Consider the following 26755-nt stretch of genomic DNA (forward strand, 5'->3'; position numbering starts at 1 on the left):
CCGATGCTCCGCATCGACTCCCTCCTCCGCCTTGCGATGCACGGCACCAGACGCCGCTCCCTGATCCGGCCTGATCGACGAGACACCCCCTAGGCGGACAGGGAGGCGGCCACCGTGGCGCCCAGTTCCCAGCACGCCTCCGTGTCGGTCTTCGCGGGGGTGCCGGTGACGGTCACGGTCTCGGCGACGCGGCGCCAGCCCAGGCCGGTGGTGATGGCGTCGAGGCCGCGCAGGGCGCCGGTCACGTCACTGCCGCCGTGGACCCAGCTGCCGAAGGGGCGGCCCCGGGTCGCGTCCAGGCAGGGGTAGTAGATCTGGTCGAAGAAATGCTTGAGGGCGCCCGACATGTAGCCGAGGTTCGCGGGGGTGCCGACGAGGTAGCCGTCGGCCTCCAGCACGTCGGAGGCGGTGGCGGCGAGGGCGGCCCGGCGTACCACGCGGACGCCCTCGATCTCGGGGGTCTCCGCGCCCGAGACCACGGCCTCGAAGAGTTCCTGGCAGTTCGGCGAGGGGGTGTGGTGGACGATCAGCAAGGTAGGCACGCCTGGCAGCGTGCCCTGCGGACACCGGGGGCCGCAAATGGTGTCGTTGTGGCGCACCGGCCGGGATGCGACGATGCCGGGCAGCTGAACGGGATACGGGAGGAGCCGTCTTGGCCGAGGACGAACAGCGGGCACCGGCAGCCGTGGTGTTCGACGCGCTGGGTCTCGCCTACGAGGAGGCGTTCGCCGCCTCCGCACCCCACCTCGCCTCGCTGGGCTGGCTGGTGGAGCGGCTGAAGCCGGGCAGCCGGGTGCTGGACGTGGGCAGCGGGACGGGACGGCCGACCGCGCGGGTCCTGGTGGACGCGGGGCACACGGTGCTCGGCGTCGATGTCTCGCCGGTGATGGTCGAGTTGGCCGCGCGCCAGGTGCCCGAGGCGGAGTTCCGGCTCGCGGACGTCCGTGAACTGCCGCTCGGCGAGGGGTCGTTCGACGCGGTGTGCGCGTACTTCTCGCTGCTCCAGATGACGCGCGCCGAACAGGTCGCCGTCGTCGGCAAGTTGGCCGCCGCACTGCGGCCGGGCGGGCTCGCCGTGCTGGCGACGGTGCCGGTCGACGTGGAGGGCGTGGACGTGACGTTCATGGGGCAGCCGGTGCGGGTGACGAGCTTCGCGGCGGCGGACTTCGCCCGGCTGGCGGCGGACGCGGGGCTGTCGGTGCTGGCGGAGGAGAACGTGCTGTTCACTCCGGCGCATCCGGACGGCGGGCCCGAGCCGCAGTTGTTCCTGTACTGCCGACGGAAGGCGGGCTGAGACGACGACAGCGGCGGTGCGGGGCTCGTCGCCCTCGCACCGCCGCTGTCCTGTCGCTACGGCTGTTCGTTCCGGGTCAGTAGCGCAGGCGCCGGGCCCGCAGGAACATCACCAGGCCGGAGAGGGCCAGGAGGACGCCGATCGCGGCGGGCCAGAGCTGTGCGCCGGTCTCCGCGAGGCTGCCGCCGGACGTCTGCGGCTCGGTGCCGGTGGCGGGCGGAGGCGTGGTGGTCTGCGGAACGACGGCCGCGCCCGTGCTGTCGGTGGCCGAGACGGAGGGGTTGGCCCCGGCGGTCTCGGTGGCCTGTGCGGTGGGGGCGGTGGTGCCGGCGGGGACGGTGGTGCGGTCCGCCTTCGGGGCCTGGGCCGGCCGGGTCGCGCCGGGCTCGGCGGGGTCGTCCTGCTTGACTCCGCTGCCGCGACCGTCGTTCTTGGTGCCGCCGGTCGGGGTGACGGTCGCGTCGGTCCTCGGCGCCTCGGCGGGGCTGCTCGCGGTGGCGGTGTCGTCGGGGTTGCCGCCCTCGGACGGCGCGGCGGTGCCCTTGTCGTCGCCGTTCTGGCCGCCGCCGTTCTGGCCGCCCTCGTTCTTGCCGCCGTCGCCCGGGTTGTCGCCGTTGCCGTCGCCGCCCGGGTTCGCCGTGGCGCCGCCGTCGTCACCGCCGTTGTTGTTGCCGTTGTCGCCGCCGTTGTTGCCGCCGCCGTCACCGCGCGGGCCGCACGTGCGGCCGGAGTTGATGCAGTCGACCATCTCGTTCATCAGGCCGTCGTCGAAGACGTTGATGAAGTCGCCGTGGTCGGTGACGGGCTTGTGCTGCTGCTCAGGGAAGGAGTCCACCGCGAACAACGGCACCGTCTTCCCACCGTCGTTCAGGCTCGGCGCGTCCACGTCGTAGACGATCCGCTGCACCAGCTGCGGGATGGGCTCGAAGCCCGCGGCGCAGGCGCCGTCCTGGCCCGCGAAGGCCACGTGCGTACGGTGGTTGGCGCTGTCGGTGTTGCGGCCGTCCCAGCAGCTCTGGAAGCGGAAGGTGCGCACCACGTCCGAACCGGACGGGCAGATCGGGTACTTGTCATTCAGCTGCCGGTCCTCGAACCCGGTGCAGCTCCAGGACGCGTTGGCGTTGGCGGGGCCGTTGACGAAGGACTTGGCGTCGCCGGTGATGATGCGCAGCAGCCGCGGCATGGCGGTGACCTTGCCGCGCGGGTTGCCCTCGAAGGTGATCGTGACCTGCTTGGGCGTGACGATCTCGCCCGCGTTGCCCTCGGTTCCGCCGCCCGGGGCGCCCGCGTCCTTCTCCTGCTTGCCGTTCTGCAGACGCAGCACCGGCCAGTAGTACGTGGACTTGTCGCCCTGGTCCACGCAGGAGGTGGCGGCCTTGGCGAGGTCGTCGTCGCTGGCGAAGGCGGTGTTGGACTGGTTGCCGACGTAGTCGTGGAAGTGGTGGGCGCCGTTGGAGACGCCGGGGGCCACGATGACGTTGTCGGAGTTGCGCAGGCCGTTCTCGTTGACGCCGCACTCGGAGGTGAAGGTGCCGCCGGAGGCGTCCGAACCCTTGGCCGGGTCGGGCACGTTGGGCTGTACGGAGTTGATGTCGACGTAGTCCGCCGCGACGGGTCCGTTGCCGCCCTGGCCCGGGGCGGGGGCCTGGCCGTTGTCGGCGGGGGCCTGTGTGGCGGCGGGAGGCGTGCTCTCGGCCGAGGCACTGTCACCAGGGGCGCTCTCGGCGGGGCGCATGGTGCAGGCGGCGAGCGCGTCGAGACCCTCGGGGCGGTTCCCGGCCCGGCCGATGGCGTCGGCCACGCGGTCCAGGGTCGCCTTCCGCTTGTCCTTCAGCGGGTTCATGATCGGGCCGTCTGCGGCGACCGGGTCCTGCCGTATCTCCGGTGCCGCCTGCTGGAGTTGCTGGTAGGCGGCGGCGATCTGCTGGTCCAGCTGGGCGAGTTCGCGGTCCACGTCGGCGCGGGCCGCCTCCGGCACCTGCGTCAACTGGGTGCCCACGTCGGGGCAGTCGATCGTGGCCATGCCGGCGGCCTTGACCTGTCCGGTCGCCTCCGCGCCCTGCCCGCCCCAGCCGCCTTCGGAGGCCGAGGCGTAGACGTTCGCCACGACGAGGCCACCGCCGCCGAGCATCAGGGCCATGGCGGCGAAGGTCACACGTCGTGCGCCGGTCGGGCGTCTGCGCCTGTTGGGTTCCAAGGTCGTTCCCCTGCGTGTCGTGGTCGGTCGGGGCGTGCTCGGTCCGGGGCATGAGGTGCCCCGGACCCCATACGCGGGGTGACGCAGATGTGTTCAACGACATCAGGGATTCAGGCCGAACTCATAAGAAAAACCGGCCACATGACGGGTGACGCCCTACAGGCGTGACGCGTTCGGCGCGTTCAGGGGGCGCAGGACCGGGCCTGTCACGGGCGTACTCCATTTCCCGCTCGAACGCTGCTGTGAACATCACAAATACGTATCGGACATTCCACCCGTCGACCTTCACACGAGTGACACAAGTTGGCTAGGTTGACGCCAAGGCCGCCCGGCTCCCCACCCCGAGAGCCCTCCGCGGCGCCCGGAGCGGGGGCTCGACCGACTCGCGGGCGCGCCGGCCCGATTGCCCCGCGGGGCGAGGAAGGAGCGCGTCTCGCATGGCATCGGAGAACCCCGAAGAGGTGCGGCAGCGGATCGACTCCCTCTACGCCCGGGCCGAGAACGACACCGGAAACTTCAACGCGACCCGCGCGATGGCGGCCGCCACCCGCAGGGGTGTGCCGCTGGCCAAGCAGCGGGGCGGCGGTTCCGACCCGGCCCTGGACGCCCTCGCCCAGCAGTGGTTCGACGTGGCCCGCGCCAAGCTGGGCCCGACGGTCCCCGCCGCGCTGCCGCCGGACCGGATGCCGGAGATCGCCCCGGGCGGCCGTACCGACTACGCCGCCGAACTCACCGCCCCCTCCGCGCCCGCGCTCGGCGCCGGGCCCTCCGGGCAGCGCGCGGCGGCGGAACTGATGGGCGGCGGCGGCCCCGCGGCGGCTCTCCCAGGTGCGCGGCCTCCGGCGGCGCTGGAGGCCGGACCGGGTCCCGCTCAACCTCAACTCCCGCCCACACAAGCCGCTTTCCCCGCCCCGACCCCGCCGGGCTACGCCGGGCCGGGCATGACCGAGACGAGCGGTCTGATCCCGCTTCCGGCCATGACGGCGGGACCGCCGGAGCCGATGGGGTACGGCGCGCCCGCCGCCGGTGCCGCGCTCGCCGCGCCGCCCGCCGGTCCCGCCCCGGCCGTCGCCCAGGAGACGGCGGTGCGCGCGTCCAGCGGGCTGCCCGCCTCGCCGACCGGCACGGAGGCCAAGGCGGAGTACCAGGACAAGCTCGCCTCCGCCAACCAGCTCCTCACCCGGCACCCCGTACCGCCGACGACCCCCTCCGCGCAGCCCGCGCAGCCGCCCGTCCAGCCCGCACAGCCGCCGGCCCAGGCCGCGCCGTCTCCGGCCCAGGCCCAGCCCATGGGCCAGGCTCAGCCCATGGGTCAGCAGCAGGCCGGGGGCCCGTCGCAGGCCACGGGTCAGTGGCAGCAGCCCCAGCAGTGGGCGGCGACGCCTCCGGCCGCCGCGCCGCTCACCGACACCGGTGCCGGTACCTGGGCCGCCTACGCGGCCTACGCGGCCATCCCGGACGCGGTGACGGACACGGGGTCGCTCGCGTACTTCCCGCCGACTTCGCCGACTCCGTCACCTGCGGCGGCTCCCGGCGGTACGGGGACGTTCCCCGGCGGGGACGCCGGTGCGTTCCAGGCGGCAAGTACGGGCGGCTTCCCGGCGGTTGACCCGGGGATGCTCCAGGCCGGTGGCACGGGCGCGTTCCCGGTCGTCGACCCGGCGATGGCCCAGGCGGGGAACACGGGGACTTTCCCGGGGGCCGCCACGGGTGCTCCTGCTCCGCAAGCGACAAACACGGGATCGTTCCCGGGAGTCGGCGCCGCGATGCCCCAGCAGGGCGGCACCGGCACCTACCCGATGGCCGACACGGGCTCCATGCAGGCCGCAAACGCGGTGGCTTTCGCGGGAGTTGGCACTGCCCCGCCCCAGCAGGGCGCCCCCGGGGCATACCCGGCAGCGGACACCGGCTCGATGCAGGCCGCGAGCACGGGAGCCTTTCCGGGGGTCGACCCCGGGATGCTCCAGCAGGGCAACGCGGGTGCGTACCCGGCGGCCGGAACCGCCGCTCCCCAGGCGGGAAACACGGGTTCGTTCCCGGGAGTTGGCGCCGCGATGCCCCAGCAGGGCGGCGGCATGGGGGCGTACCCGACGGCCGACACCGGCTCGTTCCAGGCGGTAAACGCGGGTGTCGCCAAGGCAGTTGACCCGGGGATGCTCCAGGCCGATGGCACGGGCGCGTACCCGGCCGTCGACCCGGCGATGGCGCAGGCGGGGGCACCGGGCCAGTTCCCGGCCGCCGACCCGAGCGCGTTCCCCACCACCGCCCCGGGGATGCAGCAGGCCGGTGGCACGGGCGCGTACCCGACCGTCGATCCGGCAATGGCGCAGGCGGAGGCACCGGGTCAGTTCCCGGCCGTCGATCCAGCGATGCTCCAGGCGGGAGCCACCGGCACGTACCAGGCGCCGAATACCGGTGCGATGCCTGTGGTCGACCCGGCCATGGCGCAGCCGGGCACCCCCGGGACAGCCCCGACCGCACCCGCCGCCGCGTACCAGACGGGCTCGTTCACGTTCCCGCCCGCCCAGGCTCAGGCCACTCCCCCTCAGGCCGCGCCGCAGCCCCAGACCACTCCCCCTCAGTTCGCGCCCCAGCCCCAGCAGCCCCCCGCCGCCCCCATGCCCCCGGCAGCCGCCGCACCCCCCGCCTACCCCCAGCAGCCCCCGGCCGCCGCTCCCGCTCCGCCGGCCCCAACGACCCCGCCCCAGCAAGCCGTCCCCACTCCCCCGCCCGCCCAGGCCACCGGCAGCTTCCCCCTCGCCGCCCCCATCGCGCCCGCCGCCAGCGAGTCCGCGCACGCGGTCCGTGCCGCCAAGGCCATCGAGTTCGCGCGGGCGCAGCTCGGGAGGCCGTGCGTCTGGGGGGCGACCGGGCCGGACTCGTACGACTGCTCCAGCCTCACCCAGGGCGCGTGGCGGGCGGCCGGGGTCGCGCTGCCGCGTACCGCGGCCGAGCAGGCGCTCGGGGGCAGCTCCGTCACCCTGGCCGCGATCCAGCCCGGCGACCTCGTCCTGTTCTTCGAGGACGACCGGCACGTGGGCCTCTACGTCGGCAACGGCACGATGATCCACGCCCCGGGCCCCGGCGCACTCATCCGCGAGGAGTCGATCTACGGCGCGGGAGAGGCCGCGATCCACCGCGTGATCCGCCCCGCATGATCCGCCGCGCATGACCGACCGGTCCCGCGCGGCCGGGAGCAGCGGAAACCTCTCGGCCGCGAGCACTCGGCCACACATGGGGTCAGACACCACATCTGGCCCCATAACCCGACCTATCGCCCCATAAGACAGCCTTATGAGTCCATAGATCGGACCCGCGTACTAACTTAGGGCTGCCTTAGCTTAGGCTTCCTGATCGAGTCGCCTGTCCACGCTCGAAGGGAACCTGATCATGCCGCGCCCCCTGCGGGTAGCCATCGTCGGAGCCGGCCCCGCCGGGATCTACGCCGCCGACGCCCTGCTGAAGTCCGAGACGGCCGCCGACCCGGGCGTGTCCATCGACATCTTCGAGCGGATGCCCGCCCCGTTCGGCCTGATCCGGTACGGCGTCGCCCCCGACCACCCGCGTATCAAGGGCATCATCACGGCCCTGCACCAGGTGCTCGACAAGCCGCAGATCCGTCTCTTCGGCAACGTCGACTACCCCGCCGACATCAGCCTGGACGACCTCCGCGCCTTCTACGACGCGGTGATCTTCTCCACCGGCGCGATGGCCGACCGCGAGATGTCGGTCCCCGGCATCGACCTGGACGGCTCGTACGGCGCGGCCGACTTCGTGTCCTGGTACGACGGTCACCCGGACGTCCCGCGCACCTGGCCGCTGGAGGCCGAGAAGGTCGCCGTCCTGGGCGTCGGCAACGTGGCCCTGGACGTGGCCCGCATCCTCGCCAAGACGGCGGACGAGCTGCTGCCGACGGAGATCCCGCAGAACGTCTACGACGGTCTGAAGGCCAACAAGGCCCTGGAGGTCCACGTCTTCGGCCGTCGCGGCCCGGCGCAGGCGAAGTTCAGCCCCATGGAGCTGCGCGAGCTGGACCACTCCCCGAACATCGAGGTCATCGTCGACCCCGAGGACATCGACTACGACAAGGGCTCCATCGAGACCCGGCGCGGCAACAAGCAGGCCGACATGGTCGCCAAGACGCTGGAGAACTGGGCGATCCGCGACGCCGGCGACCGTCCGCACAAGCTCTTCCTGCACTTCTTCGAGTCCCCGGCGGAGATCCTCGGCGAGGACGGCAAGGTCGTGGGCCTGCGCACCGAGCGCACCGCCCTCGACGGCACCGGCAACGTCAAGGGCACCGGCGAGTTCAAGGACTGGGACGTCACCGCGGTCTACCGCGCCGTCGGCTACCTCTCCGAGAAGCTGCCCAAGCTGCCCTGGGACCTGGAGACGGGCACCGTCCCGGACGAGGGCGGCCGCGTCATCGAGGAGAGCGGCAACCACCTGCAGTCCACGTACGTCACCGGCTGGATCCGGCGCGGCCCGGTCGGCCTGATCGGCCACACCAAGGGCGACGCCAACGAGACGGTGGCCAACCTGCTGGACGACTTCGCGGGCGGCCGTCTGCAGACCCCGGCCGCGCCCGAGCCGGAGGCCGTCGACGCCTTCCTGGCCGAGCGGAACGTCCGCTTCACCACCTGGGAGGGCTGGTACAAGCTGGACGCCGCCGAGCGCGCCCTCGGTGAGCCGCAGGGCCGCGCGCGCGTGAAGCTCGTCGAGCGCGAGGACATGCTCCGCGAGAGCGGCGCCTGAGACACGCGGAAGGCGACCTGAGCCGCGTACGAACTGAAGACCGAGACCCCTGCGGGACCGCGCCGGTCCCGCAGGGGTCTCGGCGCGTCACAGGCGCGTCGTACGGCGTTCTCCCACGTGGAAGCGGGAGGGACGCGACGGCGGGGGCGTCCGAACGGGCGACGCGCCGCCGGGGGGACCGGCCGCCGTCGCACGGACCCGAACGGTGATACTGGAGGACGCACCCGCCTCCATCAGCAGAATTGGCCCATGTCGAACTCCGCCACCGAACGCGACACCGTCCCCCGGACCCTCTGGGCGGCGCGGGGCCGGCACACCGGCCCCGCCCCCGAGGAGGTCGTGCGCCGCACCCTGCGACGGCGCAAGGAGAGCGGGGACATAGACGACTTCGCCGAACCCGCCGTACCCGGTGACGGGGACGACCGGTCCGGGAAGCACGTCTTCGAGGCCCGCTGGCGGGCCGGGGGCGCCGTCACCGTACGGGCCCGGATGACCCTCCTGCCCCGTACGGGACGCCCGGAGGGGCACGAGTGGCGGCTGGTCGCGGAGGCGGAGCGGCCCTGGGACGAGTCGTGGCCGTCGCCCGCCACCCTGTTCTGGCCCGAGGGCGGCGCCCCGCAGGACAGCGGCTGGGACCACCACCCCACGGTCACTGGCCTGCGCTTCCGGCAGGTCAACCCGCTTCCGGCGGACGACAAGGAGATGCGGCGCAGGCTGCGCGACGCGGCCAAGGACGCCTGGTGCGTCAACCTGGTCGTGCACGAGGCGATGACCCCGGACGAGCGCGGCCGCCTGCCGCTGGCCGGACTCCTCCCGCCGGGCCTGCGCCATCGCGTCGTCGAGCACCGGGCCACCCCGCAGCAGTTCCGCGGGGTCAACTGGGCCCTGAAGGACCTCGGGGTCGAGGTGCCGCGCGGCGGTGCCGTACTCCTGTCCCCGGACCCGGCGCCGAAGGACTACGACAGCCGCGACTTCAGCGTGCGCAGCGTGTTCCTGGACGGCTCCGAGCCCACCGAACTCCTCGCGGCGCTGCGGCGTTTCGTGGCGCTGCCCCGGCCGCTGTCCCGGAGCCTCGGGGAGGCCCTGACGGAGCTGAGGGACCACTGGACGCTGATGACGGCCCAGGAGGAGCTGGAGCGCGAGCGGCAGCGCGTCACGCGGTACGCCGAGGCGCTGGAGGCGATGACCAAGTCGCGGGACCTGTACCGGCAGGCCGCCGAGGAGGCCCACGAGGCGCTGGCCGCCTACCGTGAACTGGCGCCCGCCGCGCTGCCCCAGCAGCGGGCCGACGCCCGGACGGGCTCGCCGTTGCAGCAGCTCACACGGACCTTCGAGCGGCTGAGGTTTCTGCCCAAGGGCGCGAAGTCCGGGCCCGCCCCGGACGCGCCGTCCGACGACGAGGGGGCGGACCGGCCGGAGTGAGCGGGCCGCCGGTGCCGTAGGGCGCCGTACGGCGGGCAGAGGAAAGACGTACGGTTCCGGGGCTCCCGCGCGGGGCCCGCGAGGAGCTCACGGCGAAAGGGGAGGGGAGACCGTATGGATTCCACCACGATCCTGTTGCTGGTGGCCGCCGTCGTGGCGGCCGGGGTGCTGGCCGTCGCGGTCGCGGTGCTGGTGCGGCTGGTGCGGACCCGGCAGGGGCTGCGGCGGGCCGGACTGCCCACGGGGCCGCGCTGGGTGTTCTGGGGCGCGGTCGTCTATCTGCTGCTGCCGACCGACCTGCTGCCCGATCCCGTCTATCTGGACGACATCGGCGTGCTGCTCCTCGCCCTGCGCTCCATGCGCGCCCCGCGCGCCCTTCCGGAGGAACCCGTACGGGCTCCCGCCGCCGGGGTGAGGCGGGGGCGTCCGGGTAAGGCGGCGCGGCGGTCCTCGTAGTGCGCCGTCCGCCACCGGCTGTGACGGTCTCGCCTGATGGGGCCGGGCAGTGTAGACATGGGCACATGGTGCGACTGCCCGGCCGGCCCGACACGCGGACGCCCCGTTCGTTCGGGCATCCGCGTGCGCCCTTCGGTGCGCACCGACCGGACGGTACGCCCGGGAACGGCTCGCACCCCGGTGTGCTGCGGGCGGCGGTGTCCGCGCGCAGTCTCGCGGGGCAGGTGTTCATCCTCCAGGTCGTGATCGTGCTGCTGCTGGTCGTCGCGGCCGTGGTGGCACAGGTGCTCCAGGTACGGCACGACAGCGATCTGGAGGCACGCAACCGCTCCCTGGCCGCCGCCGGGACGTTCGCCAACGCGCCCGGCACGGCGGCGGCGCTGCGCGCCCCGGACCCGACGGCGATCCTCCAGCCGAGCGCGGAGGCGGCCCGCAAGGCGTCCGACGTGGACTTCATCGTCGTCATGAACACCGACGGCATCCGCTACACCCATCCCAACCGGGACCGCATCGGCAAGAAGTTCGTCGGCACCATCGGGCCCGCGGTGCACGGCGCCACGGTCGTCGAGCATCTGAACGGGACGATAGGGCCGCTGGTCCAGGTCGTGGTGCCGGTGCACGACTCCGGCGGCAAGGTGGTCGGGCTGGTGTCCGCGGGCATCACCACCGCGCACGTCGGCGGGGCGGCCGACCAGCAGGTGCCGCTGCTGCTCGCGGCGGCCGCGGCGGCGCTCGTGCTGGCCACGGCGGGCACGGCGCTGGTCAGCAGGCGGCTGCTGCGGCAGACGCACGGGCTCGGCCCCTACGAGATGACCCGGATGTACGAGCACCACGACGCGGTGCTGCACGCCGTCCGGGAGGGTGTGCTGATCGTCGGCGGCGACGGCAAACTGCTGCTCGCCAACGACGAGGCGCACCGGCTCCTCGACCTGCCCGACGACGCCGAGATGCGCAGCGTCCTCGACCTGGGCCTGGACGACGAGACGGCCGGTCTCCTCGCCTCCGGGCGGGTCGCGACGGACGAGGTGCACCTGGTCAAGGACAAGCTGGTCGCGATCAACCAGCGCCCCACCGATCTGCAGGGCGGCCCGCCCGGCAGCGTCACCACCCTGCGCGACTCCACGGAGCTGCGCGCCCTGTCGGGCCGGGCGGAGGTGGCGCGCGAGCGGCTGAACATGCTGTACGACGCCGGGGTGGGCATCGGCACCAGCCTGGACGTGAGCCGTACGGCGCAGGAGCTGGCCGAGCTGGCGGTGCCCCGGTTCGCGGACTTCGTGACGGTGGACCTGTTCGACGCGGTGCTCGGCGGCGAGGAGCCCAACCCGGGCACCGACCTGCGCCGGGCGGCGTACAGCGGCATCCGCAAGGACGCCCCGCTGTATCCGCTGGGCGAGCGCATCCGGTTCGTGCCGACCTCGCCGCAGGCCCGCAGCCTCGCCACGGGACAGTCGGTGGTGGAGCCGGACCTGCGGGAGGCGCCGGGCTGGCACGCGCAGGACCTGGAGCGCACCGGGGAGGTCGTGGAGTACGGCATCCACTCGCTGATCACGGTGCCGCTCAGGACGGGCAACCTGATCCTCGGGGTGGCCAACTTCTGGCGCTCGGAGAAGCCGCAGCCCTTCGACGCCGAGGACGTCACGCTCGCCGAGGAGCTGGTGACGCGGGCGGCGGTGTCCATCGACAACGCCCGCCGCTACACGCGGGAGCACAGCATGGCGGTGACGCTCCAGCGGAGTCTGCTGCCCCGCTCGCTGCCCGCGCAGGACGCCCTGGAGATCGCCTACCGCTATCTGCCCGCGCAGTCCGGCGTGGGCGGCGACTGGTTCGACGTACTGCCGCTGCCGGGCGCCCGGGTCGCGCTCGTGGTCGGTGACGTGGTCGGGCACGGGCTGCACGCGGCGGCGACGATGGGCCGGCTGCGCACGGCGGTGCACAACTTCTCCTCGCTCGACCTGCCGCCCGACGAACTCCTCGGTCTCCTGGACGAGTTGGTGGGCCGGATCGACCAGGACGAGACCCCGGCGGACGGCGCGGCAGCGGTGACCGGGGCGACCTGTCTGTACGCGGTGTACGACCCGGTGTCCCGGCGCTGCACCATCGCGCGCGCCGGTCATCTACCGCCCGCGGTGGTGTACCCGGACGGCCGGGTGGAGTTCCCGGACGTGCCCGCCGGCCCCCCGCTGGGCCTGGGCGGGCTGCCGTTCGAGACGGCGGAGCTGGAGCTGCCGGAGGGCAGCCGTCTGGTGCTGTACACCGACGGCCTGGTGGAGGACCGGGACCGGGACATCGACGTGGGCCTCGATCTGCTGCGCGACGCGCTCCGCCATGCCCCGGACGCCTCGCCGGAGGACACCTGCCGGGTCGTACTGGACCGGCTGCCGCTGCGACCCGCCGACGACGTGGCGCTGATCGTGGCCGAGACGCGGGTGCTGGGCACCGACCGGGTGGCCGAGTGGGAGGTGCCCTCCGATCCGGCGGCGGTCTCGGAGATCCGGGCCAAGGTGACCCGGCAGCTCGCGGAGTGGAACCTGGACGAGCTGACCTTCACCACCGAGCTGATCCTGAGCGAGCTGGTCACCAACGCCATCCGCTACGGACGTGGCCCCATCGGGGTACGGCTGCTGCTCGCCCGCTCGCTGATCTGCGAGGTCTCGGACGGTACGACGACCTCCCCGCACCTGCGGTACGCGGCGAGCACCGACGAGGGCGGCCGGGGTCTGTTCCTGGTGGCCCAGATCGCGGACCGCTGGGGCACCCGCTACACGCCGACCGGCAAGATCATCTGGGCGGAGCAGCCGCTGCCGTGAGGCTCGGCCGGAGAGCGGCCGGGCTGGAGTCGGACTAGAGGCGGCGCTGCCAGGTCTGGCCGATCAGATCCTGGCCGAAGCTGTGGTGGGGGTCCTCGGCGGTGAGTTCGAAGCCGTGGCGCCGGTAGAGGCGGCGGGCGGAGCCGAGGACGTCGTTGGTCCACAGGATGATCGCCTCGTATCCGGCCTCGCGGGCGAAGCCCAGGCACTCCTCGATCAGCCGGGCGCCGACGCCGAGGCCGCGGGCCGCCGGGTCGACGAGGAGCAGGCGCAGTTTGGCGGTCCGGTCGTCCGCGCGCACGCAGAAGACGCAGCCCGCCCGCCGCCCGTCCACCTCGGCGATCCAGGCGGCCTGCGGTCCGGGTTCCTTGCCGTCGGCGTAGTCGGCGACGATCCGGCAGACCAGTGCCTCGAAGTCGGTGTCCCAGCCGAACTCCCGGTCGTAGAACTCGCCGTGGGCCATGACCACCCAGCCCAGGTCGCCGGGCCTGCCCAGGGGCCGTACGACCGCCTCACGCTCCGTCATCGCGTCCTCCCGGTACCCTTCCGCGTCACTGAAACGACTGTTTCAGTAGACTAACTCCTGTGAGCCCCTCCGAGCCAGACCCCTCCCCCCGCCGCCGGGAACTGCTGGAGGCGGCCTACGCCTACGCGCTGCGCGGTGGCCTCGCCGAGCTGTCCCTGCGGCCGCTCGCGGAGGCGATCGGGTCCAGCCCGCGCGTGCTGCTCTATCTGTTCGGCAGCAAGGACGGGCTGATCCGCGCCCTGCTCGCCCGGGCACGGGCCGACGAACTGACCGCGCTGCGGCGGATCATGGACACGCGGGAGTCGCCGGAGGAGCCCGGCGGGCTGCGGCCGGTCGCGCTGGAGCTGTGGCGGTGGCTGTCCGACGACGCCCACCGGGGTCTGCTGACCCTGTGGGTGGAGAGCTACGCCCGCTCCCTCACCGACCCGGACGGCCCGTGGGGCGGCTTCGCGCGGGCCACGGTCGAGGACTGGCTGACGCTGCTCGCGGGCGCGCAGCCCGCCGAAGTGCGCGACAGCGAGGCGGCCCGCGCCGAGCGCACGCTCGTGCTCGCGGTGCTGCGGGGCGGACTGCTGGACCTGCTGGCGACGGGTGACACCGCGCGCGTCACGGTGGCGGTGCACAGCCAACTCGCCCCCGAAGAGCACTAGTTCACCCCAGCGCCCGGTCCAGGTTGAAGGCCGCGCTGATCAGGGAGAGGTGGGTGAACGCCTGCGGGAAATTGCCCTGTTGCTCTCCGGTGCGGCCGATCTCCTCGGCGTACAGGCCGAGATGGTTGGCGTAGGTGAGCATCTTCTCGAAGGCGAGGCGGGCTTCGTCCAGGCGGCCCGCGCGGACCAGTGCCTCGACGTACCAGAACGAGCAGATGGAGAAGGTGCCTTCGTCCCCGCGCAGGCCGTCGGGGCTGGCGCCGGGGTCGTAGCGGTAGACGAGGGAGTCGGAGACCAGTTCCTCGGTGAGCGCGTCCAGGGTGGAGAGCCACTTGGGGTCGGTGGGGGCGATGAACTTGGCGAGCGGCATCATCAGCACGGAGGCGTCCAGGACGTCGCTCGCCTCGTGCTGCACGAAGGCGTGGCGCCGCTCCGACCAGCCCCGGTCCATGATGCGGCGGTAGATGTCGTCGCGGGCCTGGCGCCAGCGGCGGTGGTCGGCGGGCAGGCCGCGGCGGTTGGCGAGCCGGATGGCGCGTTCGATGGCGACCCAGCACATCAGCCGGGAGTAGAGGAAGTTCTTGCGGCCGCCCCGGGTCTCCCACACGCCCTCGTCGGGCTGGTCCCAGTGGTCGCAGACCCAGTCGACCAGGCGGCACACGTCGTCCCACTGGGCGCTGGAGATGGGCTGGGCCCACTTGTCGTAGAGGTAGATGGAGTCCACCAGGGCGCCGTAGATGTCGAGTTGGAGCTGTCCGGCGGCTGCGTTGCCGACGCGGACCGGTGCGGAGCCCCGGTAGCCCTCCAGGTGGGGCAGTTCGCGCTCGGGCAGCCGGGTGCGGCCGTCGATGCCGTACATGATCTGGAGCGGGCCGCCGGACTCGCCGTCGCCGGGGCTGATGTGGGTGGTCAGGAAGCGCATGAACGCCTCGGCCTCGCCGCTGAAGCCGAGCCGGAGCAGGGCGTACACGGCGAAGGCGGCGTCGCGCACCCAGACGTAGCGGTAGTCCCAGTTGCGCTCGCCGCCGAGCTGTTCGGGCAGGCTGGTGGTGGGGGCGGCGACGATCGCGCCGGTGGGGGCGTAGGTGAGCAGCTTGAGGGTCAGGGCCGAGCGGTGGACCATCTCGCGCCAGCGCCCCCGGTAACGGGACTGGGAGAGCCAGCGGCGCCAGTAGGCGACGGTCGCGTTGAACTGGTGCTCGGCCTCGGCGTGGGCGCAGCCGCGCGGGGCGATCTCGTCGCCCGCCTGGTCGAGGGCGAACACGGCGGTCTCGCCCTCGCCGAGCTTGAAATCGCCCCGGGCGTCGTGGCCGTCGCGCTCCAGGGCGACGGTGGTGGTGAGCGCGAGGGACAGTTCCGGCGACTCGAAGAGCAGCCGCCCTTCGTCGTCGCGCAGGGTGTGCGGGTCGGCGCCGTAGCCGAAGCGCGGGGCGACCAGGACGCGGAACGGGACGGTGCCCCGGACGCAGACCACGCGCCGGATCAGCCGGTGGCGGCCCTGTGCCGCCTGGTCGTCGCCGGTGACCGGCATGAAGTCCTGGACCTCCCCGACGCCCTCCTCGGTGAAGAAGCGGGTGATGAGCACGTTGGTGTCGGGGAAGTAGAACTGCTTGGTGCGGGCGGGTACGGCGGCGGACAGCGCGAAACGGCCACCGCGCTCGGGGTCGAGCAGGGCCGCGAAGACGCTGGGGGCGTCGAAGGAGGGGCAGCAGTACCAGTCGATGGTGCCGTCGCTGCCGACCAGGGCCACACTGCGCAGATCCCCGACGAGGCCGTGCTCGGCGATGGGCAGATGGCGCGGGCCACCCCTGGGAATGTCCTGCTGGAAGGAGGTGCCGTCCATCGCCGCTGCCTCCCGGTGGGGGTACGGGGTGCTTCCAGCTTAGGGCGGGGTGGTGCGCGTGCACTCCGAGGGTGCACTCCGGGCCAGGGGGATGTGTGGGGCCGCCGAGGCCGGGCAGGCGCTCCGGCACCGGCCGCACGGGCCGCCCCGGGATGCGGGGCGTGGCCCGGCGGGCAATGGTGAAAGGGTGCCCCGTTCTGCGGGCACCGGCACGGATGCGCCCATCCGGACCGACGAGGAGGCATCATGTCGAGCTCAACATCCGAAGAGTCCCGGTCGTCCGACGATTACTGCACCCCGGACGCCCTGCTCCACACCGCTCCCTCCCGGGACGTCACACCGGAGGACCTGGTGATGGCGGCGGGCAGGGACGTCACGCCGAAGAACCTGGACTGGGCCCGCCGCAAGCTGGAGAGCGAGGGCTCGGTGGCGGTCGAGAAGCTGCTGCCCTAGAACGGGTGCGGCGCGCGGAGCCGGCGGCTCCGCGCGCCGTGGGCTCGGCCATGACCGGCAGGGTGATGCGGCGCTGCGCCGGGGCGCTGGAGAACGAGGTGCTGACCACGCTCTGGGCCACCGAGCGGGCGCTGACCCCTGCCGAGATCCAGGCCGGGATCGGCGGTCTCGCCTACAACACCGTGCACACCATCCTCAAGCGCCTCTACGACAAGGGGCTGGTGCTGCGCGACGCGGACGGCCGCCGGGGCGCGTACCGCCCGGCGAAGCACCCGGCCCAGTTGACCGCCGAGGCCCTGCGCCGCGCCCTGGACCAGGGGCCCGACCCCATCGGCGCGCTCGCCCGCCTGGTGCCGCTGCTGCGGCCGGAGGAGGCGCGGGCGCTGCGCGGCTTCCTGGCGGCGGAGCCGGACGGGGGCGCGGGGTGCGACGGAGGTGCGGGTCAGGGGTGCGACGGGAGCGCGGGGGGCGACGGGGCCCCGAGCCCGGCGGATTCCACCGCCCCGGCACCCCAGCCGCACCCCTGACCCGCGCCCCCGGGAATCCGTGACCGCTCAAAACCCGTGCCCCCTCAGACGTTCCGCGCTCAGACGTTCCGCGGCTCCCGGTGCGGCGGCTGCTCCGGAGCCGGCCGCAGCGGCACCGGCGGCAGGGGTCGTACGGCGGGCTCGCCGGTGTGCAGGGTGAAGGACTCCCCGTGGTGGCTGAGGAGCAGCGGCGGGCCGTCCAGCAGGGAGTACGTCGCCTTGTCCGCGCTGATCTCCACCCGCAGCCTGCGCCCCCGGTACTGGAGGTGGAAGGCGAGGCGGCGCAGATGCTCGGGCAGGCGCGGCGCGAACCGCAGCCCGGAGCGGCCGACGGGGCGCCGCATCCCGCCGAAGCCCACGACGAGTGCCATCCAGGTCCCGGCCAGCGAGGCGATGTGCAGTCCGTCGCGGGTGTTGTGCTCCAGGTCGTGCAGGTCCATCAGGGCCGCCTCGGTGGTGTAGGCGTAGGCGAGCCTGAGGTGCCCGGTCTGGGCGGCGATGACGGCCTGGCAGCAGGCGGACAGGGAGGAGTCGCGGACGGTCAGGGGCTCGTAGTAGGCGAAGTCGCGGGCGATCTGCTCGTCGTCGAAGCAGGTGTCGCAGGTGTAGAGCGCGAGGATCAGGTCGGCCTGTTTGACGACCTGTTTGCGGTAGAGGTCGAAGTACGGGAAGTTCAGCATCAGGGGGTACTGGTCGGGGCGGGTGCCCGCGAAGTCCCAGCGCTGGTAGCGGGTGAAGCCCGCGCTCTGTTCGTGGACGCCGAGTTCGTCGTTGTACGGGATGTTCATCGCCTCGGCGGCGTCGCGCCAGGCCGCGCTCTCCTCCTCGTCGGCGCCGAGCAACTGCGCCTCCTTGGGGTGGCGTTCGACCGCGTCGGCCGCCGCGAGCAGGTTCTGACGGGCCATCAGGTTGGTGTACGCGTTGTCGTCGGCGATGGCGCTGTACTCGTCGGGGCCGGTGACGCCGTCGATGTGGAAGGCGCCGTGGTGGTCGTGGTGGCCCAGCGAGCGCCACAACCGGGCGGTCTCCACGAGCAGTTCGACGCCGACCTCGCGCTCGAAGCGGACGTCGCCGGTGGCCTCGACGTAGCGGACGACCGCGTCCGCGATGGCCGCGTTCACATGGAAGGCGGCGGTGCCTGCCGGCCAGTACGCGGAGCCCTCCGAGCCCTCGATGGTGCGCCAGGGGAACGCGGCCCCGCCGAGCCCGAGTTGGGCGGCGCGTTCGCGGGCGGCGTCCAGGGTGTTGTGCCGCCAGCGCAGCGCCTCGGCGACGGCGCGCGGGGAGGTGTGGGTGAGGACGGGGAGCACGAACATCTCCGTGTCCCAGAAGGCGTGCCCGTCGTAGCCGGAGCCGGTGAGGCCCTTGGCGGGGATCGCGCGCTGCTCGGCGCGGGCGCCCGCCTGGAAGACGTGGAAGAGGCCGAAGCGTACGGCCTGCTGGATCTCCTCGTCGCCGTGCACCTCGACGTCGGCGCGGGCCCAGAAGTCGTCCAGGCACTCCCGCTGGTCGGCGAGCAGGCCCTGCCAGCCGTCGTGCGAGGCGGCGGCGAGGGCGGCGTCCACCTGGTCGGCCATCGCGGGCAGCGAGCGGGTGCCGGACCAGCCGTGCGCGACCAGTTTCTCCACCCGCAGGGTCTGGCCGGGCTCCAGGACGGAGGTGACGGTGAGCCGGGCCACGTCGGTGCCGCTCTCGCTGCGGCTGGTGGTGCGGCCGGGCCCGGAGACGACGTGGTCGGCGGCGACGGCGACCCGCAGTCCGCTGCGCTTGGTGCGGTGGACCAGGCGCAGCCGCTCGCCGGAGGCGAAGCCGTCCTCCTGTTCCAGCGGGGAGTGCGGGGTCATCGCGGCGCGCGGGTCGCCGTTGGGTCCGGGCAGGCTCTCGTTGGCGACCAGCTCCGACTGGATGACGACCCGGCTGCGGCGGCCGACGGCCTCCACCTCGTAGGCGATGGCGGCCACGGCGCGCTGGGTGAGCGAGACCAGGCGGGTGGAGCGGACCCGGACCGTGGACCCGGCGGGCGAGGTCCACTCGCAGGTGCGCTCCAGGACGCCGCGCCGCATGTCGAGGACGCGTTCGTGGGAGACGAGGCGGCCGTAGCGCAGGTCGAAGGGCTCGTCGTCGACGAGCAGCCGCAGGATCTTGCCGTTGGTGACGTCGATGACGCTCTGGCCGGACTCCGGGTAGCCGTACCCGGCCTCGGCGTACGGCAGCGGGTGCAGCTCGTGCACGCCGTTGAGGTAGCTGCCGGGCAGGCCGTGCGGCTCGCCCTCGTCGAGGTTGCCGCGCCAGCCGACGTGGCCGTTGGACAGGGCGAAGACCGACTCGCTCTGGGCGAGGATGTCCAGGTCGAGTGCCGTCTCGCGGACGGTCCACGGTTCGACGGTGTAGGCGCGCTCCGTGATCACGGCTTTCCTCCCAGCTCGGCGAGGTCTTTCACGACGATATGCGCGCCGTGCGCGTAGAGCGCGTCGGCCTGTCCGGTCCGGTCGAGTCCGACGACGTATCCGAAGCCGCCCGCGCGGCCCGCGTCCATCCCGGCGAGCGCGTCCTCGAAGACGGCGGCGCGCCCCGGCTCGATGCCGAGGTCGTGCGCGGCGGCCAGGAAGGTGTCGGGGTGCGGCTTGCCCGGCAGGTGCCGTTCCGCCGCCACCATCCCGTCGATCCGTACGTCGAAGAGGTCCTCGGCGCCGACCGCGCGCAGCACGTCGCGGCAGTTGGCACTGGACGACACGATGGCCGTCGGCAGCCCCCGCGCCCGCACCGCCTCGATGTACCGCAGCGTCCCCTCGTACGCCTCCACACCCCCGCTGCGGATCTTCGCGAGCAGCAGCTCGTTCTTCCGGTTGCCGAGGCCGTTGACGGTGTCGGCGCCGGGCGGGTCGTCCGGGCCGCCGTCGGGCAGGCGGATGTCCCGCGATTCCAGGAAGGCCCGCACCCCGTCCGCGCGGGGCCGCCCGTCCACGTACTCGTCGTAGTCGGCGACCGCGTCGAACGGCCGCCCCCGCTCCCCCTCGTACCCGCGCAGGAACGCGTCGAAGGTCTCCTTCCACGCGGCCGCGTGCACAACGGCCGTCTTCGTGACGACTCCATCGAGGTCGAACAGGCAGGCCAGGATGGTGTCGGGCAGTCCGAGCTGAGTCATAACAGGCAGCCTTCCCCGGAAGCGGGGGCGGATTCCCGGGGCTTTACGGGGGTACGGCCGTGTGGGGGGCGCCGCGCCGCCGGACGCGGGGCCGCGTGTCTCTCCCGCCGCGCACCCCCGACCTCACCCCGCGTCACCCGTTCCACCGGCGGAGCCCCGGTGGCACACTCGGCCCCATGCAGTCGATCTTCGAAGACCTTCTGGTCCGTGCGCGTGGCCTCGTCCGGGACGGGGAGCGGGCGATTCTGGGTATCGCGGGCGGCCCCGGGGCGGGTAAGACGACGCTCGCGGAGTCGTTGACGCGGGCGCTGAACGCCGAGGGGCCGCCGTGGGTGGCGCATGTGCCGATGGACGGGTTCCATCTGGCCGATGCCGAGCTGGAGCGGCTGGGCAGGCGGGAGCGGAAGGGGGCGCCGGACACGTTCGACGCGGGCGGGTACGCGGCGCTGCTGCGGCGGCTGCGGGAGGAGACGGACGACGTGGTGTACGCGCCCGGGTTCGAGCGCGTCCTCGAGCAGCCGCTCGCCGGGGTCGTCCCCGTGCCGCCGACCGCCCGGCTCGTGGTGACGGAGGGCAACTACCTTCTGCTGCGCGAGGGTTCGTGGGCGCGGGTGCGGCCGCTGCTGGACGAGGTCTGGTACTGCGAGGTGGACGAGGCGGAGCGGGTGCGGCGCCTGGTGGCGCGGCACGAGGAGTTCGGCAAGCCGCACGCGGACGCGATGGCCTGGGTGCTCGGCCCGGACCAGCGCAACGCCGACCTGATCGCGACGACGCGCGACGCCGCCGACCTGGTCGTGCCCTGCGCCGCACTGCCGTCACCGCAGGGGACGCCGCCCGTCCCCTCCCCGGCGTCGGGGTGAACCCCGGCCGCCCCGGGGCCGTACCCCAGGGCACGGCGGAGAGTCCGCCGGTACGACTCACGAGGCGGTGGCGCCGCCGGGTAAGGGTGACGCTTGCCGTCGCCCCGGGACCCGCCGGTGCCGTCGCGGGGCAGGCGATGGCAAGCGAACAGCGGACGGCACTTCGGGACGAGCGGGCATCCGAAGCCCCGGGACCCGTCCTCTCCCCGGCATGGCTCCGCCTCTCCCCGGCACGGCTCCGGCTGCCCCCGGAGGGCCGCCGCCGGCCCCTCCTCCTGCTGCTGATCGCCCTGCTGCTCGGCCAGATGGCCGTCGCCATGGTGACCACCGCCGTCCAGCAGACGCCCACCATAGACGAGCCGGTGTACGTCGCCACGGCCACCGACTACCTCCGCGAGCACCGCCTGCGCTACAACCCCGAGCACCCCCCGCTCGGCAAGCTCCTGATCGCCGCCGGGCTCGCGGTCGCCGACCCGCGCTACGACCCGTCCACCCCCGGCACCCAGGGCGATGTCGGCCGGCATCTGCTGTACGAGTCGGGCAACGACCCCGGGCGGCTGATGCTGTGGGCGCGGCTCCCGGTGATCGTGCTGACGCTGCTGACCGGCCTGGTGGTGTTCGCGTTCGCCCGTGACGTGGCGGGTACGGCGGGCGGCCTGGTGGCGCTCGCGCTGTACGCCTTCTCGCCCGACGTGATCGCGCACGGCTCGCTGGCCACGCTGGACATGCCCGTGACGGGCTTCCTCGTGACGGCCGCGTGGCTGGCCTGGCGCGCGCGACGGCGCCCCCGTCTCTACGTACCGCTCGCGGGCCTGGCACTCGGCGCGGCGCTCGCGACGAAGATGAGCGCGCTGCCCGCGATCCCGCTGCTGATGCTGCTCGCCGCGCTGTCCGTGTGGCACGCGCTGCCCGGCGCGGACCGGCGGCGCCGGGCGCTGCTGAGCGCCGGGGCCGCGGCGGCGGTGGCCGTGCTGGCGGTCGTCGTGGTGTGGGCGGTGTACGCGGCGGTCGATCCCCTCCTGCGCTTCTCCCCCGCCGAGCCGGTGCCCGTCATCGGCGGGCTGCGCGGCCGGCTGACCTCGCTGCTCCCGCTGCCGCCCGCCTACCGGGCCGGGATGCTGGTGCAGTTCGCCTTCGAGAACCACGCCTGGGAGGGCTTCCTGTTCGGGCGGCTGTACACCGGCCCGCTCTGGTACTACCTCCCCGTCGCCCTGCTGGTGAAGACCCCGCTCGCGCTCCTCGCGCTGGGCGCCGCCGGAACCGCGGCCGTCCTGGCGCTGCGCCCCCTGCGCCCCGCCGCGCCCTATCTGCTGCTGCCTCCGGCGCTGCTGCTGGCCGTGGCGATGACGGGCTCGCGGGGCTTCGGCACCCGGTACGCGCTGTTCGTGCCGGTGTTCCTGGCGGTGGCGGCGGGGTGCGTGACGCGGGTCCGGGCCCGGTACCGGTGGGCGGTGCCGCTGACCGGCCTCCTTGTGGCCTGGGCGGCGGTGAGTTCGCTGCGCGTGTTCCCGTACTACCTGCCGTACTCCAACGAGGCGTTCGGGGGCCCGGCGGCCACGCACCGGCTGCTGCACGACTCCAACGTGGACTGGGGGCAGGACCTCGGCAGGCTCGCGGACCGGCTGCGGGAGCGGTACCCCGGCGAGCGGGTGTGGCTGGTCTACAAGGGCGCCGGGGTGCCGTCGGCGTACGGCATCCGCGCCGGTGATCCGCGCAAGGTGCCCGTGTCCGAGGTGCACGGGCTGCTCGTGGTGTCGGACTCGTCGGCCGCGAAGGCGCGCGGGGATCTCGCCCGGCTGATCCGGACCAGCCGTCCCGTCGGTCAGGTGGGGTACTCGATCACGCTGTACCGGCGCTGATCCGGGTACTCCGGCCCGCCACGACCCGGCGGGCCGCCCAGGCCGGTGAGCTATGTTGACTGATCGTGGGAGAAAAAGTCGACGGGCCGGTGCCCTCTCCGCAAGCGGCACGCGCCCAGGCGTCAGCGATCACCTCGCGCGGCTCCGTCTCCCGGGACGACGCCTCCCCAACCTCCCGGCTGCGCGCGCTTTTCGACGGGCCCCGGCTGTCCCCGGGGCAGCGGCGGATCGCGCAGTATCTGATCGAGCACATCACCGAGGCCGCGTTCCTGTCGATCACCGAGCTGGCCGACCGGGCGGGGGTCAGCCAGCCGTCGGTGACCCGGTTCGCGGCCGCCGTCGGCTTCAGCGGCTACCCGGCGCTGCGCGAGCGGCTCCAGTCGATCGCGCTGAGCACGCTGCCGGGCCCGCACGAGGCGGACCGGGCGAACGAGCTCCAGGCCGCCGTGGACGCCGAGATCCAGAACCTGGAGAACCTGCGCCGCGACCTCGCGGACCCCGGCAAGGTGGTCCGGGTGGGCCGCGCGCTGTCCCGCTCGGCCCCGCTGACCGTCCTCGGCCTGCGCATCTCGGCCTCGCTGGCGGAGTACTTCGGGTACGCGGCCCGGCGCATCCACCCCGACGTCCGGCTGGTGACCCGGGGCGGGAGCGTGGCGTACGACGCGCTGCTCCAGGCGCGGGAGGCGGGCGGCAGCTGGGTGCTGGCGTTCGGGATGCCCCGGCACGCGCGGGAGACGCTGACCGCGCTGCGGGTGGCGCGCGAGGCGGGACTGAAGGTCGCCCTGGTCACCGATCTCGCGCTCGGTCCGCTGCCCGACGAGGCCGACGTCACCTTCGCCACGGGCACCGGCTCCCGGCTGGTCTTCGACTCGTACGCGGCGCCCGGCGTGATGGCCGCCGCGCTGCTCCAGGCCATGACGGACGCGGACCCCGAGCGCACCCAGGCCCGGCTGGAGAAGTACGAGCGGGGAGCCGAGGAGCGGCGGTTCTTCCTGCCGGAATGAGCCAAAACCCCTGAAACGCTCCACGTGACCAGGCACGCATGAATGTTTTCATGCGTCTTGAAAACCCGACGGCATATATAAATACTGCTCCCGGCGCCCCCCACGCGGCACACCCGGAAGCGACGACGATCATGCCCATGACCACCACGCGCATCAGCCCCGACTGGCCATGCCAGGTCAAGCCCCCGGGCAGCTACGACTGGGAGCGCTCGGCGACCCGCTGGCTGCGCGAGCTGATCCCCGCCCGCTACGCCGGTTACCCGGCGCTGATCCGGCACCCCGTCCTGCTCGCCCGGCACGCCCGGCTCCAGGTCCAGCAGGAGATCCGGGTCGCGCGCACCGCACTGCAGACCGCCCGGACCGAGCTGCCCGTCCTCGGCCTGCCCGAGTCGGTCATCGAGCACACGATCAAGCTCTACGCGGCCGAGCTGCTCCAGCTCCAGCACATCGCGCGCAGCGTGCGCGTGGTCTCCGAGGCGCTCGGCGGACGCGGCACCACCCGCTGAGCGGCGCGCGTACCGCGTGAGCAGCACACGTACCGGCCGGACACGTGATCGAGCGGGCTCGGCTGTGCCATGCTCGACGCGTGACGAGCGACCCGGCACTTCCCCTGGACCCGGACACGGGCGCCGACCCCACGGCGCCGGCCCGGGCCATGGCCCGGCAGCGCGCGGAACTGGAGCGGCTGCGCAACGAGGCCGCGATCACAGCGGTGGTGGAGCGCGCCAAGGGCGCCCTGATGGCGGTGGACGGCCGTTCCGCCGACGCGGCCCACCACGAACTGGTGCGGCGCGCCCGGGCGGGCGACCGCACCCTCCTGGAGGAGTGCTGGCTGACCCTGGGCGCCCTGGAACAGCCCCGCCGGGAGGCAGCGGGAAGCCCCGACCGGGCCACGCGGCGCTCCGCGGCGGCCCCCGGCACCGGCGACATCGCGGACGTGCTCGGCGCGGTGGGCCGGGACCTGGTGCGGGTCGGCTCCCCGCAGGAGCTGGCCGCGTGCCTGCTGCGGCATCTGACACCCGAGGCCGGTGCCGACGCCGTGATGCTGTACGAGCGGCTGCCCGAGGGCGGCCTCGAATTGATGGGGCACGCCGGGATCGCCCCCACCTTCGCCGCGCAGTGGCACCGGATACCGCCCCTGACCGGTGTCGCCCCGCTGGAGGCGCTGGCGGCGGGCGAGCCGCGCTGGCTGGAGGACCTGGCCAAGGACCGGGAGCACTATCTGCTCGTCGACGATCCGCCGGACCGGTGGCGGTCCCGGGCCTGGCTGCCGGTGCCCGGCGGGTCGGCCTCGAAGGTCGCGCTCGGTGTCCTGCGCGGCGAGGAGCGGCCGTTCACCTCGCGCGAGCGGCGGCTGCTGCCCGCCGTGGCCCGGCTGTGCGCGGGACGGCTGCGCGCCTTCGACGCGCGCCCGGACGGCCATGACGACGGGTCACGGCCCGTGCAGAGCGTGCTCGACGCGCTGCCCGGTGCTGCCATCCTGCTGTGCCCGCTGCGCTCCGCCTCCGGCGAGGTGGAGGACTACCGCATCGAGGCCGCGGCGCCCGAGGCGGTCGACGTGTTCGGCCGTACCGGGCAGGACATGGTCGGCAGCCGCATCCTGGAGAGCTATCCGTCCGTCGCGGGCGAGGCGCTGTGGGACGGCTACCTCCAGGCGCTCACCACCAAGGTCCCCTTCGAGAGCGAGCCGTTCGCCTACCACGACACCGTGGACGGCGTGCCCGTGACCGCGACCTACTCGGTGCGGGCCGCCCCGCTGGACGGCGGTCTGCTGGTGACCTGGCTGCGGCACGACCCGGCCGAACTCCAGGAGCAGCGCCTGGCCGACGTGCAGCGGCTCGGCAATCTGGGCTGGGCCAACTGGAACCTGGCCACCGGCGAGACGGCCTGGTCCGCGCAGACGTACGCCGTGCTCGGCCTGGACCCCGCCGCCGGACCGGTGCCGCTGGACCGTCTGCCCCGGCTGGTCGCGGCGGACGACACCGACACCCTCACCCGCGCGATCACCGAACTCACCACGACGGCAACGCCGTTCGACCTCCCGTTCCGCGTCCACACCGAGCGCGGCGTACGGCATCTGCGGATCGTCGCGGAGGCGGTGACCGAGCCGGACGGCACCCCGGTGGAGGTGCACGGGTTCGTGCAGGACCTCACCGCGCAGCGCAGCGCCGAACTGGCCCTGGTGGAGAGCGAACGCGCGATGCTGCTCCAGCGCGGTGTGCTCCAGGCCGAGCGGGCCATCGGGGACCGGCTCCAGCACGCGCTGCTGCCGCTGCCCCGCAAACCGGTGCGGCTGGCCGGACTGCGGGTCGAAGTCGCCTATCTGCCCGCGCAGTCGGGCATCCAGGTCGGCGGCGACTGGTTCAGCGCGATCGAACTCCCCGACGACCAGGCCCTGTTCGTGGTCGGTGACGTGGCCGGTCACGGGATCGACGCGGTGGCCACGATGGCGCAGCTGAGGTTCACCGCCAAGGGCATGGTCAGCACGGGCTCCTCGCCGGCCGGGGCGCTGGCCCGGCTCAACCAGCTGCTGCTGCACTCCCGGGACGCGCTGACCACCGCGACCATGATCCTCGCCCGCTACGACCCCCGTACCCACGTGCTGACCTGGACCCAGGCCGGGCATCCGCCGCCGCTGCTGGTGCGCGGCACGGAGGTGCGTTACGTGTCGCGGCCCCGGGGCATGCTGCTCGGCGCGAGCGCGGAACCGGTCTTCGAGTCGGCGGAGCTGCGCCTCGAACCGGGCGACCGGCTGCTGCTGTACACCGACGGCCTGGTGGAGCGGCCCGGCGAGAGCCTGGACACGGCTCTGTCGCGCCTGGCCGACACGGTCCGCGCGCAGGGCCGGAAGGGCGTCGGCTCGCTGGACGCGCTGCTCGCCTCGCTGCTGGCGGACGAGCGGCGCGACGACGTGTGCGTGGTGGACATCCGGGTGCCCTCGGCCGAGGAGTAGCCGG

Annotated in this window: 19 protein-coding genes and 1 pseudogene; 14 read left to right on the forward strand and 6 right to left on the reverse strand. The window is 73.6% G+C overall.

The features are described 5' to 3' along the window. Positions 1–89: 89 nt before the first annotated feature. Positions 90–542 (reverse strand): NAD(P)H-dependent oxidoreductase, encoded by a 453-nt coding sequence (locus tag AB0E91_RS28700; RefSeq protein WP_361787828.1) that lies wholly within the window; start codon positions 540–542, stop codon positions 90–92. Between the two features lie 110 nt (positions 543–652). On the opposite strand from AB0E91_RS28700, the gene AB0E91_RS28705 reads away from it, so the two are divergent. Then, entirely contained in the window at positions 653–1294 is a 642-nt protein-coding gene (locus AB0E91_RS28705) for a class I SAM-dependent methyltransferase (RefSeq protein WP_361787830.1), read from the forward strand. A gap of 76 nt (positions 1295–1370) precedes the next feature. Here AB0E91_RS28705 and AB0E91_RS28710 read toward each other — a convergent pair whose 3' ends face one another. Next, the gene (locus tag AB0E91_RS28710; RefSeq protein WP_361788112.1) at positions 1371–3434 is read right to left on the reverse strand and encodes a DUF1996 domain-containing protein; all 2064 of its coding nucleotides are present in this window, start codon (positions 3432–3434) and stop codon (positions 1371–1373) included. 2837 nt (positions 3435–6271) lie between these two features. Between AB0E91_RS28710 and AB0E91_RS28715 the strand changes: the two are divergent. The 5 genes and pseudogenes from AB0E91_RS28715 to AB0E91_RS28735 all read left to right on the forward strand — a co-directional run. Next, a pseudogene (locus tag AB0E91_RS28715) lies at positions 6272–6649 on the forward strand (C40 family peptidase); the annotation flags it as partial. A gap of 232 nt (positions 6650–6881) precedes the next feature. After that, a complete protein-coding gene (locus AB0E91_RS28720; RefSeq protein ID WP_361787832.1) occupies positions 6882–8246 on the forward strand; it encodes an FAD-dependent oxidoreductase in 1365 nt (454 codons plus the stop codon). Positions 8247–8495: 249 nt separating this feature from the next. After that, the gene (locus tag AB0E91_RS28725; RefSeq protein WP_361787834.1) at positions 8496–9668 is read left to right on the forward strand and encodes a hypothetical protein; all 1173 of its coding nucleotides are present in this window, start codon (positions 8496–8498) and stop codon (positions 9666–9668) included. A 114-nt stretch (positions 9669–9782) separates the two neighbouring features. Continuing rightward, positions 9783–10124 (forward strand): DUF1232 domain-containing protein, encoded by a 342-nt coding sequence (locus AB0E91_RS28730; RefSeq protein ID WP_161183475.1) that lies wholly within the window; start codon positions 9783–9785, stop codon positions 10122–10124. A 65-nt stretch (positions 10125–10189) separates the two neighbouring features. After that, entirely contained in the window at positions 10190–12931 is a 2742-nt protein-coding gene (locus AB0E91_RS28735) for a SpoIIE family protein phosphatase (RefSeq protein ID WP_361787836.1), read from the forward strand. 34 nt (positions 12932–12965) lie between these two features. Here AB0E91_RS28735 and AB0E91_RS28740 read toward each other — a convergent pair whose 3' ends face one another. Further along, positions 12966–13457, reverse strand: a complete 492-nt coding sequence (locus AB0E91_RS28740; protein WP_361787838.1) for a GNAT family N-acetyltransferase — start codon at positions 13455–13457, stop codon at positions 12966–12968. Between the two features lie 59 nt (positions 13458–13516). On the opposite strand from AB0E91_RS28740, the gene AB0E91_RS28745 reads away from it, so the two are divergent. Next, positions 13517–14107 carry a TetR family transcriptional regulator gene (locus AB0E91_RS28745; protein ID WP_361787840.1) on the forward strand — a complete coding sequence of 197 codons (591 nt, stop codon included), beginning with the start codon at positions 13517–13519 and terminating at the stop codon, positions 14105–14107. A 1-nt stretch (position 14108) separates the two neighbouring features. On the opposite strand, the gene AB0E91_RS28750 is transcribed toward AB0E91_RS28745, so the two are convergent. Beyond that, positions 14109–15950, reverse strand: coding sequence for a glycoside hydrolase family 15 protein (locus tag AB0E91_RS28750; protein WP_361787842.1), 1842 nt, complete (start codon positions 15948–15950; stop codon positions 14109–14111). A gap of 246 nt (positions 15951–16196) precedes the next feature. Between AB0E91_RS28750 and AB0E91_RS28755 the strand changes: the two genes are divergently transcribed. Next, positions 16197–16403 carry a hypothetical protein gene (locus AB0E91_RS28755; protein WP_161181826.1) on the forward strand — a complete coding sequence of 69 codons (207 nt, stop codon included), beginning with the start codon at positions 16197–16199 and terminating at the stop codon, positions 16401–16403. A gap of 50 nt (positions 16404–16453) precedes the next feature. After that, entirely contained in the window at positions 16454–16930 is a 477-nt protein-coding gene (locus AB0E91_RS28760) for a BlaI/MecI/CopY family transcriptional regulator (RefSeq protein WP_361787844.1), read from the forward strand. A 59-nt stretch (positions 16931–16989) separates the two neighbouring features. Here the strand turns inward: AB0E91_RS28760 and AB0E91_RS28765 are convergent, their stop codons facing one another. Both AB0E91_RS28765 and AB0E91_RS28770 read right to left on the reverse strand, forming a co-directional pair. Then, positions 16990–19338, reverse strand: coding sequence for a glycosyl hydrolase family 65 protein (locus AB0E91_RS28765; RefSeq protein WP_361787846.1), 2349 nt, complete (start codon positions 19336–19338; stop codon positions 16990–16992). Beyond that, entirely contained in the window at positions 19335–20075 is a 741-nt protein-coding gene (locus AB0E91_RS28770) for a beta-phosphoglucomutase family hydrolase (RefSeq protein ID WP_361787848.1), read from the reverse strand. The genes AB0E91_RS28765 and AB0E91_RS28770 overlap by 4 nt, the downstream gene beginning before the upstream one ends. Before the next feature lie 176 nt (positions 20076–20251). On the opposite strand from AB0E91_RS28770, the gene AB0E91_RS28775 reads away from it, so the two are divergent. From AB0E91_RS28775 to AB0E91_RS28795, 5 genes are all read left to right on the forward strand, one after another. After that, complete coding sequence (locus tag AB0E91_RS28775; protein ID WP_361787850.1) at positions 20252–20935, forward strand: nucleoside/nucleotide kinase family protein; 684 nt, start codon at positions 20252–20254, stop codon at positions 20933–20935. Positions 20936–21240: 305 nt separating this feature from the next. Further along, positions 21241–22794: a phospholipid carrier-dependent glycosyltransferase gene (locus AB0E91_RS28780; RefSeq protein WP_361788114.1), complete on the forward strand. Its 1554-nt coding sequence runs from the start codon at positions 21241–21243 to the stop codon at positions 22792–22794. 89 nt (positions 22795–22883) lie between these two features. Then, positions 22884–23798 carry a MurR/RpiR family transcriptional regulator gene (locus AB0E91_RS28785; protein WP_361787852.1) on the forward strand — a complete coding sequence of 305 codons (915 nt, stop codon included), beginning with the start codon at positions 22884–22886 and terminating at the stop codon, positions 23796–23798. A gap of 131 nt (positions 23799–23929) precedes the next feature. Next, positions 23930–24304: a hypothetical protein gene (locus AB0E91_RS28790; protein ID WP_361788116.1), complete on the forward strand. Its 375-nt coding sequence runs from the start codon at positions 23930–23932 to the stop codon at positions 24302–24304. Between the two features lie 149 nt (positions 24305–24453). Then, a complete protein-coding gene (locus AB0E91_RS28795) occupies positions 24454–26751 on the forward strand; it encodes a SpoIIE family protein phosphatase (RefSeq protein ID WP_361788118.1) in 2298 nt (765 codons plus the stop codon). The last annotated feature ends 4 nt before the right edge of the window (positions 26752–26755 follow it).

This window comes from Streptomyces sp. NPDC026659 (assembly GCF_040638245.1).
Classification (GTDB): domain Bacteria; phylum Actinomycetota; class Actinomycetes; order Streptomycetales; family Streptomycetaceae; genus Streptomyces.